Raw genomic sequence first — 19393 nt, 5'->3', positions numbered from 1 at the left:
GCAGGCCCACGCCTGGCCCGTGTCGGGTGATGGTGGCGTGGTCACGGTGCGGGCTGATGACCAGACGATCGTCACGCTGAGCACGCCGGTCATGGCGGCCGGGGATGCTGTCTGCAGTTGCTTGCTGGCGCCCCGCTGCCTGCATCGGGCGGCGGTGCTCAGCTGCACACCCGTTCTTGCCGCCGCCGGGGGCAAAGCGATCGGCGGTGGTCATGCCGCCCAGGCTGCGATCGGCGACGCTGATCCGCGTGCCGCTGTGGAGGCCAAGCCCTCGCAGGGAGAATCACGCGGCAGCGTTGGGACCCCACAGGCCGAGCCCGGTAGCACCGGGTCGTCGCGTGGCGGCCTGGAGCACCCCGGCGGCGCCACGCCGCCCGGTGACTCCCGCGGCAGCCAGGCTTTGGCAGCCGAACCCACCAGCGCCGCGCGGGACGGACAACGGCGCGGCAGCTCCGGCGAACCGGGCACTGCTGGGTCGCCGCAGGTTCGGCCAGGTGCCCCGGCGCCGGTTGGTGCCATCGCAGACGTACGGCCGCCTGTCACGGAAGCTCAGTGCTTGGCGGCGTCTGGCCTGGTCACGGCCGCCTCCGCGGTGCTCGCCACCGGGATCCCCGGCGCCGGAGCGGTGGCACAGGCCGAACTGCTCCGCGCGGTGCATCAGGCGCGGGCCGTCAAGCTTTTCGCGCCCGCAGCGGCCGCCGTCCGGGTCGTGGAACACCTGCGCGCTGCCCGGCGGGACGATCCGACATTCCGGCTTGCTGTCCTTACCGACGATCTGCGGGAGGTGCTCGTTTCCTGCCACCGGGTGACGTCCGGGGACGCTTCCGCGGTCGGTGTCGCCCGCCGCGCTTACGAACCGGTCGGCGACCTGCGGCTGCACGGGATCTTCTGCGAGCCGGTCCGGGCGGCGACCGGTCACGCCGGAGCGGTCACCTACCTGGCGGACGCCGGGGGCCGCATCTGGGTGGTCTCCGACGTCAAGCCGGCGGACCCGGCAGCCGCTGTGTCCGCTGCCCACGCATCCGTCGAGCTTGGCGAGGTACGCCTCAGCCACCACGACCTCGCCCGCGGTGGCCTGCTCGCCGTCAACGCTCAAGCCTCCGCCACCGGCCGCCTCAGCCATGGCCGGGCCCGGCAGGCCGTGTCCGTGCCTGGTGCCGGTTGGTTCGACACCCCGCTCAACGCGCTCTGGCAGGTCGGCCTGGCCGCACAGGTGGAACGCTGGCTCACCGCCGCGGCTCTGCCCGCACAGGAGCGTTCCGCCCCGCACGACCTCGCCTTCCTCGACGGCACCATCGTCGGCGCCGACCGCCGAGGGCTGCTGCTCTCCACAGAACACGCAGGCATACTGGCGGTGACCGCCGCCCTCGATGACCCGGCGTTGCCCCATGTCACCAACCTCCGGCTGCTCGCGACCCACGCCGCCGGCCATCCGGTGCGGCTTGCCGGACGTTTCGTTGGTGCCCGGCGAGTGGCCGGGCTGGCCTTCGCCGCCCAATGGCTGCCGTCCCTGCACGGCGGCCACGCCGACCTCGGCACCGAACGGCTGACCCGCGCGGACATGCCCGGCTCCCAGCCGGTCCCGCCCTCCTCAGCCACGGAACCGCCCGCTCCTGCCCCGCTGCACCTTCTGCGCCACCAACTCGAACGAGTCGTCTCGGCGGGCCGCCCTGCGTTGTTGACCGGTGTCGCCGGTGACGCCCAGCGGTTGACCGCAGCACATCTGGGCGGGGCGGCCGCGCTCCTGGCCGCGCTCGGCTCGGCGGGCATGCGGCGCACCCGCGACGTCTTCGGCCGTCTCGACCCGCACGATGTCGAGGTGCTGGCGCAGGCATGGCTGACCGCGGCCGTCTTTGAGCAGGCGGCCGCCCGCGAGACGATCCGGGCAGCCTGGGCAGGTACGAGCAGCGGTACCGAATGACTCCGGCAGAGGACGGTGATCCCTCATCTGGACGACGTCGTGACCTCGGGACGGCTGCCCTGCCGGGGCCGGCTCCCCGGTGTCGTCGGCGCGCTGCTGCTAACTCGCGTTTTAACCGGTGCGGCGTGGTCTGGGGCTGTTCGATACAGCTGGGTGTCGACCTGCCTGCCGAGTATCGGACATTTCTCCTACAGGTCATTCGTGGAGGCACCGGGCCCGCATATGGTTCTATTTCCGCTCTGCCGTGTCGAAGGCCGTTGGCGTTGGGTGGGAGACGGCGCCAGCCTGACCAATCTGGCGACGTTGAGCCGGCCATTCCCGCACACCGAGGCGTTCAACCCGGCCGACGGCCTGCCCAAACGCCCGACGAGGACGACTTCGAATCTGAAAAGTTCAACGCGGCTGAGGGCGCCTACTGGGAGCGGCACGATGCCGTCGTATGCGCACCCGAGCACTACATCGGGATGCTCTTGCTTTTTGCCACCTCGGTTGCGCCTACCGTGACGCTCTCGTGATCAGCGGGTCTTCACGCGGTCAGCTGTGGGCGGACGACATCGCCGACGCCAGCGGGTTCCGTCCCCTGCACGAGCCGGCCGGAAGCCCGACGGGTTTGCCAGTTGGTACCGCGGATGGCTCAATCAGGCCGAGGAACAGGCTCGGTCCCAATAGCCGGGGTTCCGGACCGGCGACACTGCGCTGTGCGCGGATTGCGGCTACTTATTTACTGGTCGTACGACCGCAGCCCGGCCAGGCTTGGTCGAGGTGACCGGCGGAACGCTCTGTCGGCGGCTGTCACCGCTGTTTGGTGTGACTCTCTTTTGGCGTGCGTTCGCCGGTCACCGCGGCGCGGAGAGGCTCAGGGGTATGCCCAGCTCGAAGTAGCGCTGCCCTCCCGCCGACGCATCGTCGGAACTGGGGAGGAATGACCATAGCGCGAGTTGTCATCGGCGTGGACCCGCACAAGCGCTCCGCGACCATCGAAATCATGAACCACCGCGAGAAGGCCGTCGGCAAAGGCCGCTTCGGCACCGACCGCGACGGCTACCAGGCGATGCTCGCCGCCGGCCGCAGACACACCGACCGCGTTTGGGCGGTCGAAGGCTGCAGCGGCATCGGCCGGCACGTCGCCCAATGCCTGGTCGCCGACGGCGAAACCGTCCTCGATGTGCCCGCGAAGCTCTCGGCCCAAGCCCGGGTGTTCGCTACCGGCCAGGGCCGTAAGACCGACCCGGTCGACGCGCACAGCGTCGCCGTGGCCGCGTTGCGCACCGACAACCTGCGTCAGGTTACCGTGGACGACACCACCGTGGCGCTGCGGCTGCTCGTCGACCGCCGCGAACTGCTCGGCCGCACCCGCACCGAGACCGTCAGCCGCCTGCATCACCTACTGCTCGAGTTGGTGCCGGGCGGGGCGAAGAAGTTCCTGTCGACCCAGCAGGCCCGCGCGTTGCTCAACACCGTGCGGCCGCGTGACGTGGTCGGCAAGACTCGCCGCTGGCTGGCCTCGGAGCTGATCCACGAACTCGCCGTGATCGACAAGAAGATCAAGATCGCGGACGCGGAGCTCACCGAATTGGTGCAGACGACCGGCAGCACGCTGCAAGAACTCACCGGCATCGGCCCGTCCGGATCCGCTCGTCTGCTTGGCGATATCGGTGACATCAGCCGTTTCGCCAGCCGCGGGCACTTCGCGTCCTGGAACGGCACCCATCGACGCCTCGTCCGGCGACCAGAACCGGCACCGACTGTCGCATTTGATACGCGGCGACCGGTGGGAGGCGCTCGCCGTATCGCGGCTGTCGGCTGATAGGTGTTAACGAGCGAGGAGATTGCAGGTGGCCGAGTACTGCTGCTCTGCTCCTGGCACGAGAAGAGCTACGAACTGCTTGCCGTGCGCGCAGGGTCGGGCCACCAGCCGGCGCCTTTCGCCATCGGTGCCTCGACATGGTCGCGTCCAGGCGCCGTCGGCAGGGCCCTGATGGGTACCGGCCGTCGGTACCGCGACCAGGTCGACCGGTGGGTGATCGTCGAGAGGCAACCTAGGAGCCGAGCCGAGCGGTCGAGCCGCCAATAGACAACGAGTGATGCGGCCGGCACCGAGACCGGCGGAACCCCTTGCACGACGGTGCTCCGGAAGCGAGCCGCGCGTCAGTCCGGGATCGCGACGGGCAGGGGCACGCGAGGCCCCTCCCCCCACACCTCACCGGCTTGGTCGTCGGTGACGGTGGCGAAAGCGCCTGCAGGCACCCGGGGAAGAGTGGCCAACCGCGACGCCACCGCCAACAGTGTCTGCGCGTCGGGGCCGGTGATGAAGAAGACGTAGTGCTCGCCCCACTCCTCGCCGTCGTCGAACTCCTCGGCACCGTCGGCCGCCTCGTCGAGCTCCGCCACCATGTCCTGGACATCATCGATCCACGGGTACTGGTACTCGTCCGGACCGACTCCGGGAGCCGGCTCGAGCGGCACGTGGATCTCGACGACCGGCCTGGCCTGCTCCTCGCCCTCCGGCGCGGACCGGACCTCGACCCGTCCCCCCGCATCGCCCGGCACCGAGGCGGTGAGTACCGCCGGCATCCCGATCTTCCACCGCTGCCCGGCATCCTGGACACACGCGCGGAAGAGTTCCAGCAGGAACTCCACCGCCTCGGCCTCCGCGTCCGCATCAGCGAAGCGTTGTACCGCCACCTCCACCGGGATGGTGACCTCGTAGACGAGGCCGCCCCGTGGCTTGTACTGGATGCCCACTTTCTCGTATTCCCCGATGACGACCACGGTGTCGAGTGCGCGACCGTCCTTCCATGACGACCGCTGGGGCGCTTTCGCCAACCAGGAGTGACCGTCATAACTAGCGCAGAGGAGCTCCTCGGCCTTCGCGACACACAGCACGAACCTGGTTTTATGCCCTGGCGGGAATCGACGCCGATCGGCCTCGGAACCCGTGACGGTCAAGAACCACGGCGTTTTCACAAGTCCTCCGCTGTTGTCATCGCCTGCTCTGATACGACCCACCACCGTACGCCACCCCACCAGCCGATCGGTGGCGAAGAAGCCCGGTGAACACCGCCGGGCCGTGCGACCACACCATTTCAGGTCCGGCCGCACGGCACATGAGCATGTCCCTGACTGCGTTATCTGCAGCTGTACCGCTGGCCCGGAGGGCAGTGCCCGTGTTTTCGGAAATAGCGCTTCACCAGCGTATTTTCCACCACTTCAGCCTTATGCCGGCTGTTATATCTGCCCTGGACGTCGTAGTCCCACTTGAGGTTGGAGAACTGCCTCCGCAGTCGCCTCAACTGCACGTCCGGCCGCGATCTCCCGTTCGTGGAGATGCCGTACTTCCATACAGTTTTGTTCTTACCGAGGAAATAGTAGATCGTGTACACGATGGACGGGCCCCGGTAGTCCCGCTTCCGCTTGTTCTTGCTGGATGTCTTGGGCTTGGTCGGCCGCTTCGGCGGGACCTTCGGCGGCGTCCTCGGGGTCACACCGCGCCGAGCGGCCTGCTTGGCGAGGTGCTTGGCGAGCTGCCGGACCCCGATCCTGACGCCGATGCCGATGCCGACGACGCAGATGGGGCATCTACCGTCCAGGTCGTCGATATTGACCGGGTCCTGGAAGGAATAGTCGTAGTCGTTGGCGGAGCCGCCGGCGACAGGGTCGACGGACAGGAAGCGACCTGCCGCCGGGTTGTAGAGCCGCACGCCCATGAGCACGACGCCGGCCGGGGTGTCGCCCGCGCGCTGGTGCGCACCGAGCCACCCGTACCGGCGCGCCCCGGCCTCACCGGCACCGTTCGCGATACCGAACTCGTCGTTGTCGTACGTCGCACTGACGCCGGCCTCGTCGCCGCGCACGACCGCGACGTGGTCGCCGTGCAGGTTGCTGATCTGCCAGTCGACGCCGGTGCCGGTCCGGATACCGGCCATACCGGTGACGCCGGCGACGGGGGCGGTGAACGTGTTGTCGCCCTCGTCGGTCCAGGCCGGGCTGTCGGTGTCGTCGTCGTAGTGGTGCCGCCGGGTGACCGTGGTCCCGTCCGCACGCTTGTCGCTCCACGAGCGGACGCGGTCACCGTCGACGTCGAGGGTGTAGGTGGTGGTCCGTCCGCCCTGCGAGAGAGTCCGGACCAGGTCGGTGCTGTGGTAGCCGACGGTCAGGTCGCCCGAGGCCGGATCCGTGGTCCCGGCTGCGGGTACGACCGTAGTACGGCCCAATGCGTCGTACACGTGTCCGCCGGTGATGCGGTCGGCGGTGTCATAGGTGTAGCTGGTGGACCCGGCCGGGTTCTCGACCGTGCAGTCCCAGCCGTCCCCGCCCCGGTAGGTGTTCTTGGCGGTGCGGTTGCTGGCCGCGTCGAACTCGTACTTGTTGATGGCGCAGACGCCGTCGCGGGTGCTGGTGGTGTAGGCCAGCCGGCCGGCGGGGTCGTAGTCGTACACCTTCCACGCGAAGGTGCTCGACGCCCATCGCTTCTGGCCGTGGGTGTTGTAGCCCACCATGTCGTAGTAGACGCCGCAGTTCTCCTGCCCGCAGCCCGGACGGTCGTAGTTGACGGACCACGGCAGACCGGTTTCGTCGTAGCGGTGGGTCACGGCCAGTCCGGTGGGCCAGGTCTCGCTCACCACCGCGCCGTCCGCGTCGTAACCGGCGGTGAAGGTGCCGCCGGCGAGGGTGTCGGTGACGCTCGTGAGCAGCCCGCGCCGTTCGTCACCACCGTCGAAGGCGTACGTCCGCGAACCCTTGCCGCTGCTGGTGGCGACCACCCGGCCGAGCAGATCGTACGCCGTGGTCGACCGGTTGCCGTCGGCGTCCGTGTAGGCGACCTGCCGGCCCAGGCCGTCGTGCTCCCGGGTGATCTGCGCGGTGACTTTGCCGTCCGCGACGGACTGGGTGGCCGTCAGGGATCCCGTCTTCGCGTCGTAGACGTGGCGTTCGGTGGCGACGGGTTCCCCGGGGCCGGTGACGGTCACGTCGCGGATCCGGCCGGCGCCGTCGTAGTCCACGCGCGTGGTGCGCAGTACCGTGTCTCCGGTCTTCTCGACCTCGATCGCCGGCTTGTGGAACATGTCGTACGTCGTCACGGTCACCGGCAGTGCGGGACCGCTGTCCGGCTGGCCGCCGGGCTCGACCCGGCAGGGCAGATCCGCCCAGTGCGGCTTGTTGTCGCACTCGCCGCTGCCCGATCCGCCGCCGGCACGGTAGTACACGGTCTTCCGGGTGGACGGGGTGTTCTCACTGTCGCCACCGCGAGGAGTGGTCGTGGCGACGACCAGGCCCGCGTCGTCGTAGCGGGTACGGGTGGTCAGCTTCTTCCCGTACACCTCCACGGTCGACTTGGTCGGCAGGCGCAGGTCCCAGTCGTACTCGGTCGTGGTGACGCGGGGTTCGGCGTCGCGGATCTCGCCGTTGTCGGCGTACGACAGCGAACTCGTCACCGTGGTGGGGAGGTGGAACGGCCTTCCCTCGGCGGGCGCACCCTCGTCGTAGCGGGTCACGGTGTGGTCGCGGCCGCGCTGCGATCCACCGCCCGGGGGGACGACCTCGTGCTCCGGGCCGAAGGTCTCGCGGAGCTCCTGCCCGTCCGGGGAGTACACGTTGACCGTGGAGAGCGCGTGCGCCGCCCGGGCCTCCTGCTCGACGCCGTCGTCGCCCGCGGTGTCCAAGGCCCGGCGCAGATTGCCGGCGGTCAGCTCCCGCACGGTGTTGCCCCACTGGTCGTACCAGGTGGCGGAGGTGTGGCCGCCGGGGACGACAGTATTGACCTCGCGGCCATTGGCATCGACGTAGGTGATGTCGGCACGCTCGTACGACGTGGGCAGCTTGCCGGTGTACAAATCCCCGCCGGGGTTCTGGTCGGGGCCGAACACGGCCGTCGCCTCGACGGGCGCGACGGTCTGCCCCCAGCGGCCGGTCTGCGCCGGGGACAGGTCGTAGGGTGCGCCCGCGCCGCTGGTCGGAATGCGGTAGGCGAGCGAATACACCGCGGTTCCGGCCGCCAGGGCCGACCGCTTGATGTGATGCAGCCGGCCGACGCCCGGATCACCCGGGATGGCGCTGTAGTCGAACTGCCACGGCTCTTGCCCGGCGGGACGCAACTCCGACAGCACGCCACCCGCGCCGTCGTAGCGATAGGTGTCGCCGACATGTTCGCCGTTGCCGGAGTCCAGCCGCGGATCCCAGGCCGCACGGAGCCGGCCGGTGTTGTCGTACGCGTAGCGGGCCAGCGCCACGGTGGCCATCTTCTCGGCCGCCGGGTCGTAGGCGGTGAACGTCACCTCCCGCAACCGTCCGGCGTGATCACCCCAGCCGGCCTGGTCCGCGCCGGTGGCCGTGCTGTCGCTGGCATAGCCGAAGGTGAGTGCCCGGCAGCCCTTGACGAGAGTCGCGCCGCAGTTCACCCCGTCCGGTGCCGGGGCGATCATGCGGGTCGGGCGCATCACCACGGCCCCGTCGACGACGCTCTTCTCCCACGACAAGGTGCTGGACTGTCCCGTGGCGGACAGGTCGACCCTCGTCGGGACGTACTGCCCGGCCGGGGTGCCCGCAGGCCGGGTGAAGGTGACCGTGGTGTCGCCGAGGTCCCGCAGGACGTACCGGTCGCCGTCGGTGGAGTACTTCAGCGTCAGGTCCTCGGAACCGAGTTCCGGCGCGAAACTGGCACCGGTCTTCGTGTCCGCGTCCCGGGTGAAACCGATGCTGTCGCCGTCGGGCAGGCCCGCCTGCACCAGCGAGCCGGTCACGGTCAGCGCCGTGTACGGGGCTTCGGCGTCCTCCACGCCGACGGAGGAGGTCCAGCCGGGGCCGAACATCGCATCCGCCTTGCCCGGCTGACGGGAGGTGTAGGTCCGCGAGACAGTCAGGTCGCCGACGGCGGAGTCCACCGACACATCCGAGTCGGACACCGTGAAGTTGCCGGTGAGCAGGTTCACGGAACCGGGGCCGAGGTCCTGGCTCGCGGCCGAGGCGCGGTTGCGGTCGAAGGTGAACTTCACCGCGCTCGACGTGCCGGCTCCGGCACCGGTGAACACCGCACGGACCTGTACGGGTCCGTCCAGCGGGTCCGGGCCGGCCTCCGCCTCGTTCAGCGTCTTGGCGACGTTCCAGTTGAGCTTCGCAGGGCTACTGCCGCTGACCGGGAGCGGCCACGTCACGGCCCCGCCGCCTTCGGTGAGAGCCACGTCCGCCGGGGGCACGGACCGCCAGGTGTCGGCCTCACCGCGACGCCACTGGTATTCGACGCCGCCGGCACCGGACTTGCCCACGCCCTCGAGCGTGGTCATCCCCGCGCTGATGTCGCCGTTCTCGGGACTGGTCACCGCACCGGCGCCCACCTGGAAGGCGTAGCGCGCCATCGGCGAGCGGTTCCCCGCCCGGTCGACGGAGCGTACGACCAGGGTGTGCGGGCCGTCCGATCCGGGTGTCACGGACACGGAGGCGTTGCCACCGACGGTGGAGGCGTTGACCCGCTGCGTCGGGGTGCTGACGTCCAGCCCGTACTCGTAGGCGGCGACATCCTTGACACCCGCCGCGGCGAGGGTGAAGGCGCCGGGCTTGGTGGCCGCGCTGCCCCAGGCTCCCTGCGGGTAGTCCGGCGAGGACACCACCGGGGCCGCACCGGGCGCGGTGACATCGACGCTGAACTGGCAGAAGGACGACGCGGGACTGCTGACCGTACCGTCGTTGGCGGAGACCCGCCAGGCATAGGTGCCGTTGTCGGCCAGGGCGCCGGCGGGCACCGTGGCGGACAGGGTCGAGCCCGAGGCGGCGGTCCCGGTGCTGCTCTCACCGATCTTGCGGCCGTCCAGCACGTGCCACTCGAAGGTGGCTTTCACCTTGCTGCCGTCCGGGTCCGACACCACGGCCTTGAGCTGCGGGACGAGGCTGTTGACATACGGCCGGTCGGCCCCGGTGACACAGGGCATGCTCGGCGTCGCCGAGCGGGTGCCGATCACCGGGTACGAGTTGTAGGTGACCTTCGCGTACGGCACCTGGGCGGTGTCGTTGGCGTTCCGCGACCGGAACTCCTTCCACTGCTTCTTGTCCGCCTCGTTCGCCGCCCGGATCCCCATGTTCGCCCGGGTCTCGTTCTTGCTCGCGGCACGCTGGAAGAAGCTCTTCGCGTCGACGGACACCCAGCCGTCGCCGCAGGAGGAGTTGAAGCCCTTGGTCTGCGTGGAGGTGGCTTCCTTGGTGAGCCACTTCGGCTGGTTCGCCCAGCGGGTGTCGCCGTCGGCACCCTCGGTGGTCCAGATCTCCCACGGGGTCGCTGCGCACGTGGTGGCGTACCAGTTGAAGAAGTGCGCCGAGGCCGCGGTGATCTGCTTACCGCGCAGCGCCGTGATGTCCCAGTTGACGAAGGAACGCGACTTCTTCGGCTTCGCTTCAGTGGTGACGCCCAGGCGCAGGTAGTCCGCCCCGCCCTGATCGGCCGACGAGCCCTCGCTGACCGTGGTGTCGAACGTCGTCAGCAGCTTGTTGATCTGCGGATCGATCGTCACCGGATACTTCGTCGCCGGGTCCTTGAGCCACGTGGCGTCCGGTGTCAGCTTCAGCGCCGCCTGGCGGCCCCCCTGCGACGTCTGTCGCGCGGCCGGCTTCGGCTGCTGAGCGGTGACGTCGAGCTCGGTCATCCGCGCCGGGCTCTCCCCGTTCGAGGCGAGCTGGGCGTCCCACATCATCGGCGTCGGGACCGACGCCACCATACGCCCGGCCGAGTCCTCGACCTCCAGGCTGCCGGTGGCATCCTCGTCGATCGCGGCCACCCGCTTGCCAGAGAGCGGCACCAGCACCTCATCGAGGTGCGGCACCGCCGCCGGCGACTTGGCCACCACGAACTGCTCGAACCCCGAACGGGTCGCTTCCACCACAAGATCGGTCTGCGGGAGCACATCCGGGTACGTCGCCTTGTTGCCGTCCAGCACCGGTTCCGGCAGAGTCCCCGGCCAGCCGAGCGTCACTCTGTCCGCGCCGGTGCCGACAGACGCCAGTTCCCCGGACGACGTCGTCCGCGCGCCGGCCACCTTGAGGTTCTGCGGATGCGCAACCGGCGCCACCGAACCGTCCGCCTGCTTGCGCAGTGTCAGATCGACAGGCACCCACGTCCCGCCCCGGCGCATCCGCACCACACCCGCCGAGACCGTCGCCTCGATGCGGCCCTCCGGAAGCGCGAAGAACTCCGAAGTCTCGGAGGTCAGCCCGGAGATCCGTACCCGCTGGCCCGTCAGCCTGGCAGTGATCAGTGCGGCCGTCTCATCCGGACGCTCCAGCGGCTCGGCCGCGGCGGCCGGAGCAGCCGGCGCCGCTGACACCGGCTGAGGTTTCGGCACTCCGAGCACCGTCGCGACCAGCAGCATGACCAAAGCAGCGGACATCGTCCGCCCGGCCGGCCCCCGCAGAACCGCATCGAACCAGCGGACGCAACCCCGCCCTGTCATTGGTGGATTCACCAGCACATCTCCCCCGCTCAGATCGAACGAGAGCGCACTTTAATGATCATGAGGGCCGGAGAGACGGCGGCAGTGATCATTGGCACAACGAACGGCATAGCCCCGCTGACCCAGGGTTGGGGCTTCGAGAAACGCCGAGCCGAGCCCGCTAAGCGGTCTTGCGCAGCACCGGATCAGAGAGGGTAAGGGCCTCAGCTACGGACTCTGCCAAGGTCACCCCGGATCCGGGTCGGTCATGCGTGCGAGTCCGTCACCCGTGCACCGGGATGGACCACACGGGGCCCCCGGCCAGAAACCGGGACGTCATCGGACGGATGAAGTAATCCGGACGCGACTCTGCGCTGGTCTCCTCAGCCCCGGCGAAACTTCTCTGGCCACCGACGGAGCGATCGTTCGGTCGGCGCCGAGCTGCACGCCCGCCCGCTGCTGGAGTACTAGACCGTGGTGGGGGTTAAATGCTGTCCGCCGCTGGTTCGGGATCGTGAATCCCGGCAGCCGTAGTTGGACAGAAGCCACTCGGCGAGATCGCCGCTCCGAAGTCTCTGCGGCCACTTCGATCGATGCCGCCTCCTCCCCCATCGAATCTGTCAGGTCGCGGGCGACGCGCGGCGCAGTTTGAAGGTGGGCTGGAGAATCAGCGCCGACGTCGAGGGTGATGCTGACGGACGTGCACACGTTGGTGATCTGTCGTTGTCGCAACCGTCCGGCGAGGTCATCGAGAACCAGTGCTTGCGGGTCCAGGCCGATTAGGTGGGCAAACTGGAACGAAATTAGCGACCACACGGCTGTTCGCCCCGGAGACATGCACGAAGGCGCCTGGCGGCCGGTGCTACTTCTACTGGGCCATCCGGCTGCTGAAACCGAACACCTGGCGCAACCCGCCGTCGGTCAGCGTGCGGCCCCGCAACGGACGGAACCGCCGCGGCGAGTCGAGCCAGCGAGCGCAGTGCTGTCAGCTCGCTCAGGTAGTCGACTTCGAGCACGATCTCGACGCCCGCCGCCTACCTTCGGTGCTGCGACCGGCTCGGCCTGACGCCCGACCGCATCCTGTTCATTGACGACATCGCCGGGAACCTGGATGCCGCCCAGCGCCTCGGCCCGCGTACCCACCTGTTCACCGGCCCCGCCCGCTGCGGGCCGCGCTACGTGGACCTATTCGTGCAGGTAGAGGCGACGTTCGTCGGCGCTAAGCGGGCGGGTGACCTGGGCGTCCGCGAGCTCCAGGACGTGGTTGATCGGGCTGCAGACCGCGCATCGGGTCACTCGGACGGTGCCGTCGCCGTGGGCCGAGACGAGGGTTTCGTCGGGGCCGAACAGGGCCTGTTCGACGAAGGTGCCGTGGCCGTGGAGCGATACGACTTCGTCACCGGTGGCCGTGTCCCAAACTCGCTCGCTGCTGTCATGTCCGGCACTGACGATCTGCTGGCCATCTGGACGGAAAGCCACGCTCCAGACCGGCCCTCGGTGTCCGCGGAGGATCCGAGGCGCTTCCTTCCCGGTCGTGTTCCAGATCCTGATGTTGCCGTCGTCGCCGCCGGTGGCGATCGACCGGCCGTCCGGGGAGTACGTGACGGTCCAGACCAGGCCGGGATTCCCTCGCAGGACGACCGGATCTCCGCGGCCGTCGGCGCTCCATACCCGCACCGTGGTGTCCTGGCTCGTGCTGGCGACCTGCCGGCCGTCCGGGCTGAACGCGATCCCCCGGATGGATGCCTCGTGTCCCTTGAGCACGACGGGCGGGCCCGCACCGCCGACGTCCCAGATCCGCACCGCCTCGTCGGCGCCGCCGCTGGCCACCCGCCGCCCGTCGGGACTGAGGGCGACACCCCAGACAGTCTTCGTGTGACCTTTCAGAACGGCGATGGGGGCGCCGCTGCGGGTGTCCCACACCCGTACGGTCCGATCGCGCGAAGCGCTGGCCACCCGGGCGCCGTCGGCGGTCAACGCCACCGAGAGAACTTCGTCGCCGTGGCCTTTGAGCACCAACGGGTTGGTCCGGGACGGGCCCCGCCACACGCGGACCGTGTGGTCGGCGCCGCCGCTGGCGATGGTGTTCCCGTCGGCGCTGACCGCCACGCTCCACGCGGGCCCACGGTGACCGTCGAGGACCTGCGGATCGCCGGGGTACGTCGGATCCCAGAGCCGCAGCGTGCCGTCGCCGCTGCCGCTGAGCAGCCGGCGGCCGTCGGGGCTGAAGGCGACGCTCCACACCGGTCCGTTGTGACCGTGCAGCAGCAGGGGATCCTCGCCGTCACCGGTCGCCGCGTCCCACACCCGGATGGTGTCGCTTCCGCTGTGGCCGCTGGCGACCCGTTTGCCGTCCGGGCTGAAGGCTACGGTCTCGACGGTGCCGTCGTCGGCGCGAAGGACCACCGGCGGCCCGCCACCGGTGGTGGACCAGACCCTGATTGTCTGGTCGGCGCTCGCGCTGGCGAGCCGGCGCCCATCCGAGCTGTAAGCGAGGCTCCACACGGTGTCCTCGTGCCCTTTCAGCACCACGGGTGGCTTGGTCGTGCTCAGCTTCCAGACGACGACCGGTCCATCGCCGCCGGCGGCGGCGAGATGGACGCCATCTGGGCTGAAGGCCACCGCCCGGGCGGGACCTCCGCCGAGCGGCAGGGCCCGAACAGGTCGCGGGTTCCCGTTCGTGCGATCCCAGACCCGTACGGTGCCGTCGTTGCCGGCGCCGGCCACGAGTCGTCCGTCCGGGCTGAACGCGACAGCCGACACCTCTCCGCCGTGACCGCGCAGCACGAGCGGAGGCGCGCCGGTGGTCAGGTCCCACACGGTCACCAGACCGTCGACCCCGCTGCCCGCGAGATAGCGGCCATCCGCACTGAACACCGGGACCCGGACGTAGCCCTTGTGGTCACGCAGGATGCGAGGTGGTTCCGCGAACGTGTCCGGGCCGATCAACGTCCAGACCCGGACAGTGCCGTCCGCGCCGCTGCTGGCCACCCGCCGGCCGTCCGGGCTGTAGGCCACGCCGAAGACCTGCTGCTGTCCCGAGACGAGCCTCGCTCGCATCCGGGAGTCGACTACCGCCCGGCGGAGCACAGCGGCGGCCTCGGCGGTCGGTTTGGTGTCATAGGCCGCCCGGGCCAGCAGCACGGCCAGTTCCTGATCGACCTGCGACTGATCACGGGCGTTGGCCACCAGTTGGTGCGACAGGGCACGCTCACGCTCGTCGTTGGCCCGGTTCGCCTCCCGGAACGCGAGCACCGCGATCAGGCTCGTCACTGTCACCCCGGCAGCCAGGCTGATCAGCGCCAGCCGCACGCGTCGCTGACGCGACCGGGTCTCCCGGGCCTGCCGTTCCCGGCTGACCTCCAGGAACTCCCGTTCCGCGCCGGTCAGGTCGATGACCTCGGCCCTCGTGGCTTCCACTGTCGCCGACAACCGCAGCCCCCGGTACAGCGCGCCCTCGTCGCGACCCAGCGCCGCCCAAACCGCGGCCGCCTCGGTCAGCTGGCGGTGCAGCCGTAGCCCGGCCCGGCTCTCCTCGACCCAGCCACGCAGCCGCGGCCACCCTCGGATCAGCGCCTCGTGCGCGACCTCCACGGTGTCGCGGTCCGTGCTGACCAGCCTCGCGTCCACGAACGCCTCGACCACCGCCGCCGAATGCTCGATCGTGGCCAGCTCGGCCCGGCTCAACCGGCGACGGGTGATCAACCCGTCCTGCCCGACGTCGACCATCCGCAGCAGCACCCGCCGTGCGACGTCGCGTTCCCGCTCGGAGAGCCGCTCGTACGCCTGCTCCGCGGTGTGGGCGACCGCGCCAGCCACCCCGCCGGTCGCCTGATAACCGGTCAGCGTGACCATCGCGCCCTGACGACGGTGCCATGCCTCCCGCAACGCGTGCGCGGCCAGCGGGAGGGCACCCGGCGAGTCGGCCACCTCCGCGACGATCGTGGCCACCAGAGCGCCCTCGACGCGGGCACCGCGGGCCTCGGCCGGCTTGGTGACCGCCTCACGCAGCTCCGCCGGGCTCATCCCACCGATCAGCACCTGCGCGTCCGCCAACGCCGCCAGCAGCTGCGGAAGCTCGGTGAACCGGGCGTAATGATCGGCCCGGACGGCCAGCACCACCCGGGCCCGGCCGTCCGGCTCCCGGCACATCGCCAGCAGTGCATCGACGAAATCCGCCCGCTCGGCCGGGTCCGGGCAGCTTGCGAAGACCTCCTCGAACTGATCCACCACAACCAGAAGATCACCGTCCCCCGGTGTGCCCGGCAGGCCCTGGCGGACCATCAGGGACGCCCGGCTCGGGTCCGCGCGCAACTCGTCCAGCAGCCCGCCGGCCGGCACGCCGGCATGCCGCGCCAGGTGCACCGTCAGCTCCGCCATGGGATGCACGCCCGGCGTGAACACCACTGAGGACCCGCCCACGGCCGGCACCAGCCCTGCCCGGACCACCGATGACTTGCCCGCACCGGACGGGCCGAACACCGCCAGGAACCGCCGCTCGCCGAGGCGGCGTACCAGCTCGGCCACCAACGCGGCCCGCCCGAAGAACAACTCCGCGTCCTCGGGCTGGAACGTCGTGAGCCCCAGGTACGGCGACGTGTGACCGCCGTACGCGACCGCCGGGTCGTCGGCGGGCGCCACGCTCAGCCTTTCCGCCTCGCGCCAGCGCCGCACCCACTCCGCGCGATCACCATCGCACGCGGCCACGTACGCGAGCGTCACCTCCAGCGTCGGCAGCCGCCGGCCGGACGCCGCCGCCGACAACGTCGCCACCGAGAAGTTCACCCGCGCCGCCATCTGCCGGTAACCCGGCCGGCCGGCCTTCTCCCGCAGTTGCCGCAGCTCGGCCGCCAGCTGCACGGCCGGGCCCTCCCTCCCGTCCAACGGTCGCTCGGGTCTCGGCATCCCCGACCTCCCCCAGTCACTCCGGCGGCATCCATCGTCCATTGTCACTGCGTTGTCCAGCGTTGTTTGTCTGACGACCCCGAGCAGGGGCCAGACAACTCCCCTGTGGCTAGAAACAGAGCCCAAGACGCGGAGGGAGCAATGAACGTGACGATCAGGCCAGGGGGTATCCGCCGGCCGACGGTGGCCATCGCGGTAGTCGCGACACTTCTGATCACCGGTTGCCGCAGCCCGAAGCCGAACCCGCCGGGAGGGGCCCCGCCCTCGACGGTCGTGGGCGACCTCACCACCAGCGAATCAGATCTGCTGGATCGCGCCGAGCAACTCCTGATCCGCGACTGCATGCGACGGCGCGGGTTCGAGTACACGGCGGTCGCCCGCCCCGCGCACCTGCAGTACCGGGACTTTCCACACGTCGTCGACGACGTCGAGTGGGCGCGGAAGCACGGGTACGGCACGGATCTGCGCCGGCAGCAGGAGATGGCGGTACGAACGCAGCCCAACACGAAACGCCTGAACGGAATGCCGGAGCCGGCTCGCGCTGCCGCGCTGTCCGCGCTCAACGGCGTTCCCGGCGCACGCACCGACCTGAGCGCCGTCCTCCCGTCCGGGGTCACCACCCGGCGCAGCGCTGACAGCTGCACCTCGGAGGCGCAACGCGTGCTCTACGGCGACCTCCAGACCTGGTACCGGGTCGAACGGGTGACCGAGAACCTGGCCGATCTCCGCATTCACATGGTGCATCGCGACGCCCGCTACCAGCGCGGGGTCACCGCGTGGGGCCGGTGCATGACCGACGCGGGCCAGCCGTACGACTCCCCGGCTCAGACCCTCGGCGCGGTGCTCGCCGCGGATCCCCCGATGCCGCGGGAACGGGAAGTCGCCCTGGCGGTCACCGAGGCCACCTGCGCCGACCGGACGGGCCTGACCGCCACCGCGGCCGAGCTCGACCGCAGGTACGCCCAAGAGGTCGATGCGCGGTACGCGGCCGACATCGCCGACCGGCGACGGCTGCGGCACGACGCGCTCCCCGGCGCCAGAGCCATCGTTCTGGCCAGCTGACCGGGGACCCACGACTCCGTGGCCATCCGTCACGGTGACACACCATTCAGGAGGATCACATGAAGAGAATCCGAGGCCTCATGGCCGGCGCGGCGATCGCCGCCGGGCTGCTGGTCGGCCTTCCGACCGCGGCACACGCCCAGCCGGCCACCACACCGGCTCAGGCCGGCGCCAAGCTGCTCGGCGACGGGTACTTCTATGCCTGGGACCTGCCCTACAAGGGCGGTGCCAGCTGCCGATGGTTCAACTCGGACACCAACTGGGGCGACAACTGCGGCAACTTCCGCAACCGGGCCTCGTCGGTGCAGAACAACAGCGCGCACGGCAACTACGCCAACCTGTACTACCACCCGAACCACGGCGGCGCGTGGGCCTGCATCGCCCCCGGGGACTACTGGGACAACCTGAGCAACTACTACTTCACCTGGGGTCCCGCCGACGGCAAGTATCTGAGCACGAACAACGAGATCGCCAGCTTCCGATGGACCAGCACCCAGTGCGGGCGCTGACGCCGGTGTGAATGACCCTGACGAGGCGCCGGTTCCCGGAACCGGCGCCTCGTCAGACGCGCGGCCGAGAAGGAGCTTGCCGGTCGAGCGGCGTCCGACCAGGTCGGCGTGGGCGGCTGCGGCGTCGGCCGGCGGGCAGAACCGGCTAAGCGGGACCTCGTCACCACCACGGGCCGGGAACGCCAAACGGCGGTCCACCGATTCAGTGGACCGCCGTTCGCAGAGTGTGGATCAGAGCGGGCGGATGTTCGAGGCCTGTGGGCCCTTCTGACCCTGGGTGATGTCGAACTCGACTTTCTGGTTCTCGTCGAGGCTGCGGTAGCCGCTCGTCGCGATTGCGGAGAAGTGGGCGAAAACGTCTGCGCCGCCGTCGTCGGGGGTGATGAAGCCGAAGCCCTTGTCGGCGTTGAACCACTTCACGGTGCCTGTAGTCATGGCTGCCACGGTACATCCAGCGCCCTCATGCGCGGTAAATTATCGGCCTGGTGCGCAGGCGCGTCGACCGAAACGGCACCACAGCCGCCCGCTCATGAGGGTCTCCTACGCGTCTTCGTCAGCCCGGTCAGCCGGCTGGGCCGCTGCCTCTGCGAGCTGCCGCCGGCAGTAACCGATCTGCTCACGGGGTACTTCTCCGAGGAACTGGCCGGAGCGCGGCCGATGCTGCGCAGCAGCCTGATCAATGGCGGGCCAGAAGGCGTAGACAGGCTTCGCGTCGAGTTCCGGGAATTCCTGTCCCGACGTTCCATGACGCGCGACGAGTTCTGGAGAGCCACTTCCGCGTGGTTCGAGAGCGAGGAGGCGCTCTACGCTGCAGTGCAGGACGCGCACCGGTGCGGTCGCGGCAGAGCTGACCCAGCCAGAACGAGGTGACCGGACTCCCCGCTTCGACTGACAATGCTCTTCGGGAGCGGGCCCGTTGCGGTGTCGAGGGTAATGCTGACCGGCGTGCAGACGATCGTGATCCCCTTGGCGCGGAGTTATCGGTCCAGCTCTCGCGGCGTCAGATCTTCCGGGCCGACATCGAGCAGGTGTGCGAGTTGGACGCGGGCTTGCGCGACGATCTGGTCTTGCCGCACGTACCAAATCTTCGGCCGCTCGAGGTGGGCATCGCTCGGGCTGGTGTAGCCATGCCGGCACCGATAGCGTGCCCGGCCATGCGCCCAATGCCCTTCGGCGCGGCGCCCGCACAGTCCGCATATCACCAGACCGGTCAGCTGATACGGGTCTGTGGTGCCGTCCTCCGGCGCCGCCAGGGCGGTGACCTGCTGCGTTCGGAGATAGTCAGACTCGCTCACCAGCGCCGGGGTGCGCGCGCCCGGCGTCGTACCCACGCGCGCAGGGCGTCGCCGGGGTTGGTGCTGTAGCCGATCTGCGCGATCGCCTTGACCTTCGCCACGACCTCGGCCAGATCCGGGGCAGGCGCGCCGTGCACCCGCCGCGGCGGGTGATGACACGCCTCATGGCGTTCTGGGCGTAGTGCCCCGCCTGTGCAGAAGGTGACCTGCCGGTTCAGCTCCGGGCGAGGCGTCGTTGCATGCCGTCCGCTGGCAGGCGACCTCGTCATGTCCCCTGCCTCTGGCAAC

General features: G+C 69.9%; 10 protein-coding genes. 4 read left to right on the top strand and 6 right to left on the bottom strand.

Features of this window, described 5'->3' with window-relative positions; genetic code table 11:
• Window positions 1-556: 556 nt before the first annotated feature.
• Window positions 557-1921: a hypothetical protein gene (locus tag AB0M36_RS08215; protein WP_364154200.1), complete on the top strand. Its 1365-nt coding sequence runs from the start codon at window positions 557-559 to the stop codon at window positions 1919-1921.
• Between the two features lie 922 nt (window positions 1922-2843).
• The gene (locus AB0M36_RS08210; protein WP_364154197.1) at window positions 2844-3728 is read left to right on the top strand and encodes a transposase; all 885 of its coding nucleotides are present in this window, start codon (window positions 2844-2846) and stop codon (window positions 3726-3728) included.
• Between the two features lie 341 nt (window positions 3729-4069).
• On the opposite strand, the gene AB0M36_RS08205 is transcribed toward AB0M36_RS08210, so the two are convergent.
• The 3 genes from AB0M36_RS08205 to AB0M36_RS08195 all read right to left on the bottom strand — a co-directional run bounded on the left by AB0M36_RS08205 (window position 4070) and on the right by AB0M36_RS08195 (window position 16239).
• A complete protein-coding gene (locus AB0M36_RS08205) occupies window positions 4070-4807 on the bottom strand; it encodes a hypothetical protein (RefSeq protein WP_364154194.1) in 738 nt (245 codons plus the stop codon).
• A gap of 242 nt (window positions 4808-5049) precedes the next feature.
• Window positions 5050-11292, bottom strand: coding sequence for a DNRLRE domain-containing protein (locus tag AB0M36_RS08200; RefSeq protein ID WP_364154192.1), 6243 nt, complete (start codon window positions 11290-11292; stop codon window positions 5050-5052).
• 1227 nt (window positions 11293-12519) lie between these two features.
• Window positions 12520-16239, bottom strand: a complete 3720-nt coding sequence (locus tag AB0M36_RS08195; protein ID WP_364154189.1) for a hypothetical protein — start codon at window positions 16237-16239, stop codon at window positions 12520-12522.
• A 147-nt stretch (window positions 16240-16386) separates the two neighbouring features.
• Between AB0M36_RS08195 and AB0M36_RS08190 the strand changes: the two genes are divergently transcribed.
• Together AB0M36_RS08190 and AB0M36_RS08185 are read left to right on the top strand one after the other, a co-directional pair.
• On the top strand, window positions 16387-17301 hold the full coding sequence (locus tag AB0M36_RS08190) for a hypothetical protein (protein ID WP_364154186.1): 915 nt from the start codon (window positions 16387-16389) through the stop codon (window positions 17299-17301).
• A 59-nt stretch (window positions 17302-17360) separates the two neighbouring features.
• On the top strand, window positions 17361-17810 hold the full coding sequence (locus AB0M36_RS08185; protein WP_364154183.1) for a peptidase inhibitor family I36 protein: 450 nt from the start codon (window positions 17361-17363) through the stop codon (window positions 17808-17810).
• 231 nt (window positions 17811-18041) lie between these two features.
• Here AB0M36_RS08185 and AB0M36_RS08180 read toward each other — a convergent pair whose 3' ends face one another.
• The 3 genes from AB0M36_RS08180 to AB0M36_RS08170 all read right to left on the bottom strand — a co-directional run bounded on the left by AB0M36_RS08180 (window position 18042) and on the right by AB0M36_RS08170 (window position 19374).
• Window positions 18042-18245: a cold-shock protein gene (locus AB0M36_RS08180; protein WP_364154180.1), complete on the bottom strand. Its 204-nt coding sequence runs from the start codon at window positions 18243-18245 to the stop codon at window positions 18042-18044.
• Between the two features lie 542 nt (window positions 18246-18787).
• Window positions 18788-19141: a zinc ribbon domain-containing protein gene (locus tag AB0M36_RS08175; protein ID WP_364154177.1), complete on the bottom strand. Its 354-nt coding sequence runs from the start codon at window positions 19139-19141 to the stop codon at window positions 18788-18790.
• Window positions 19102-19374: a hypothetical protein gene (locus AB0M36_RS08170; protein ID WP_364154174.1), complete on the bottom strand. Its 273-nt coding sequence runs from the start codon at window positions 19372-19374 to the stop codon at window positions 19102-19104. Before AB0M36_RS08170 ends, AB0M36_RS08175 begins: the two co-directional genes overlap by 40 nt.
• Between the last annotated feature and the right edge of the window lie 19 nt (window positions 19375-19393).

Origin of the sequence: Actinoplanes sp. NPDC051346, assembly GCF_040682215.1 — a bacterium.
Classification (GTDB): domain Bacteria; phylum Actinomycetota; class Actinomycetes; order Mycobacteriales; family Micromonosporaceae; genus Actinoplanes.
This window is presented reverse-complemented; position numbering and strand designations above follow the sequence as displayed.

Excerpts from the sequence above, each read along its gene's own strand:
- AB0M36_RS08210 (WP_364154197.1), top strand. The coding sequence starts at position 2,844 with ATGACCATAGCGCGAGTTGTCATCGGCGTGGACCCGCACAAGCGCTCC.
- AB0M36_RS08200 (WP_364154192.1), bottom strand. The coding sequence starts at position 11,292 with ATGTCCGCTGCTTTGGTCATGCTGCTGGTCGCGACGGTGCTCGGAGTG.
- AB0M36_RS08195 (WP_364154189.1), bottom strand. The coding sequence starts at position 16,239 with ATGCCGAGACCCGAGCGACCGTTGGACGGGAGGGAGGGCCCGGCCGTG.
- AB0M36_RS08185 (WP_364154183.1), top strand. The coding sequence starts at position 17,361 with ATGAAGAGAATCCGAGGCCTCATGGCCGGCGCGGCGATCGCCGCCGGG.
- AB0M36_RS08180 (WP_364154180.1), bottom strand. The coding sequence starts at position 18,245 with ATGACTACAGGCACCGTGAAGTGGTTCAACGCCGACAAGGGCTTCGGC.
- AB0M36_RS08170 (WP_364154174.1), bottom strand. The coding sequence starts at position 19,374 with ATGACGAGGTCGCCTGCCAGCGGACGGCATGCAACGACGCCTCGCCCG.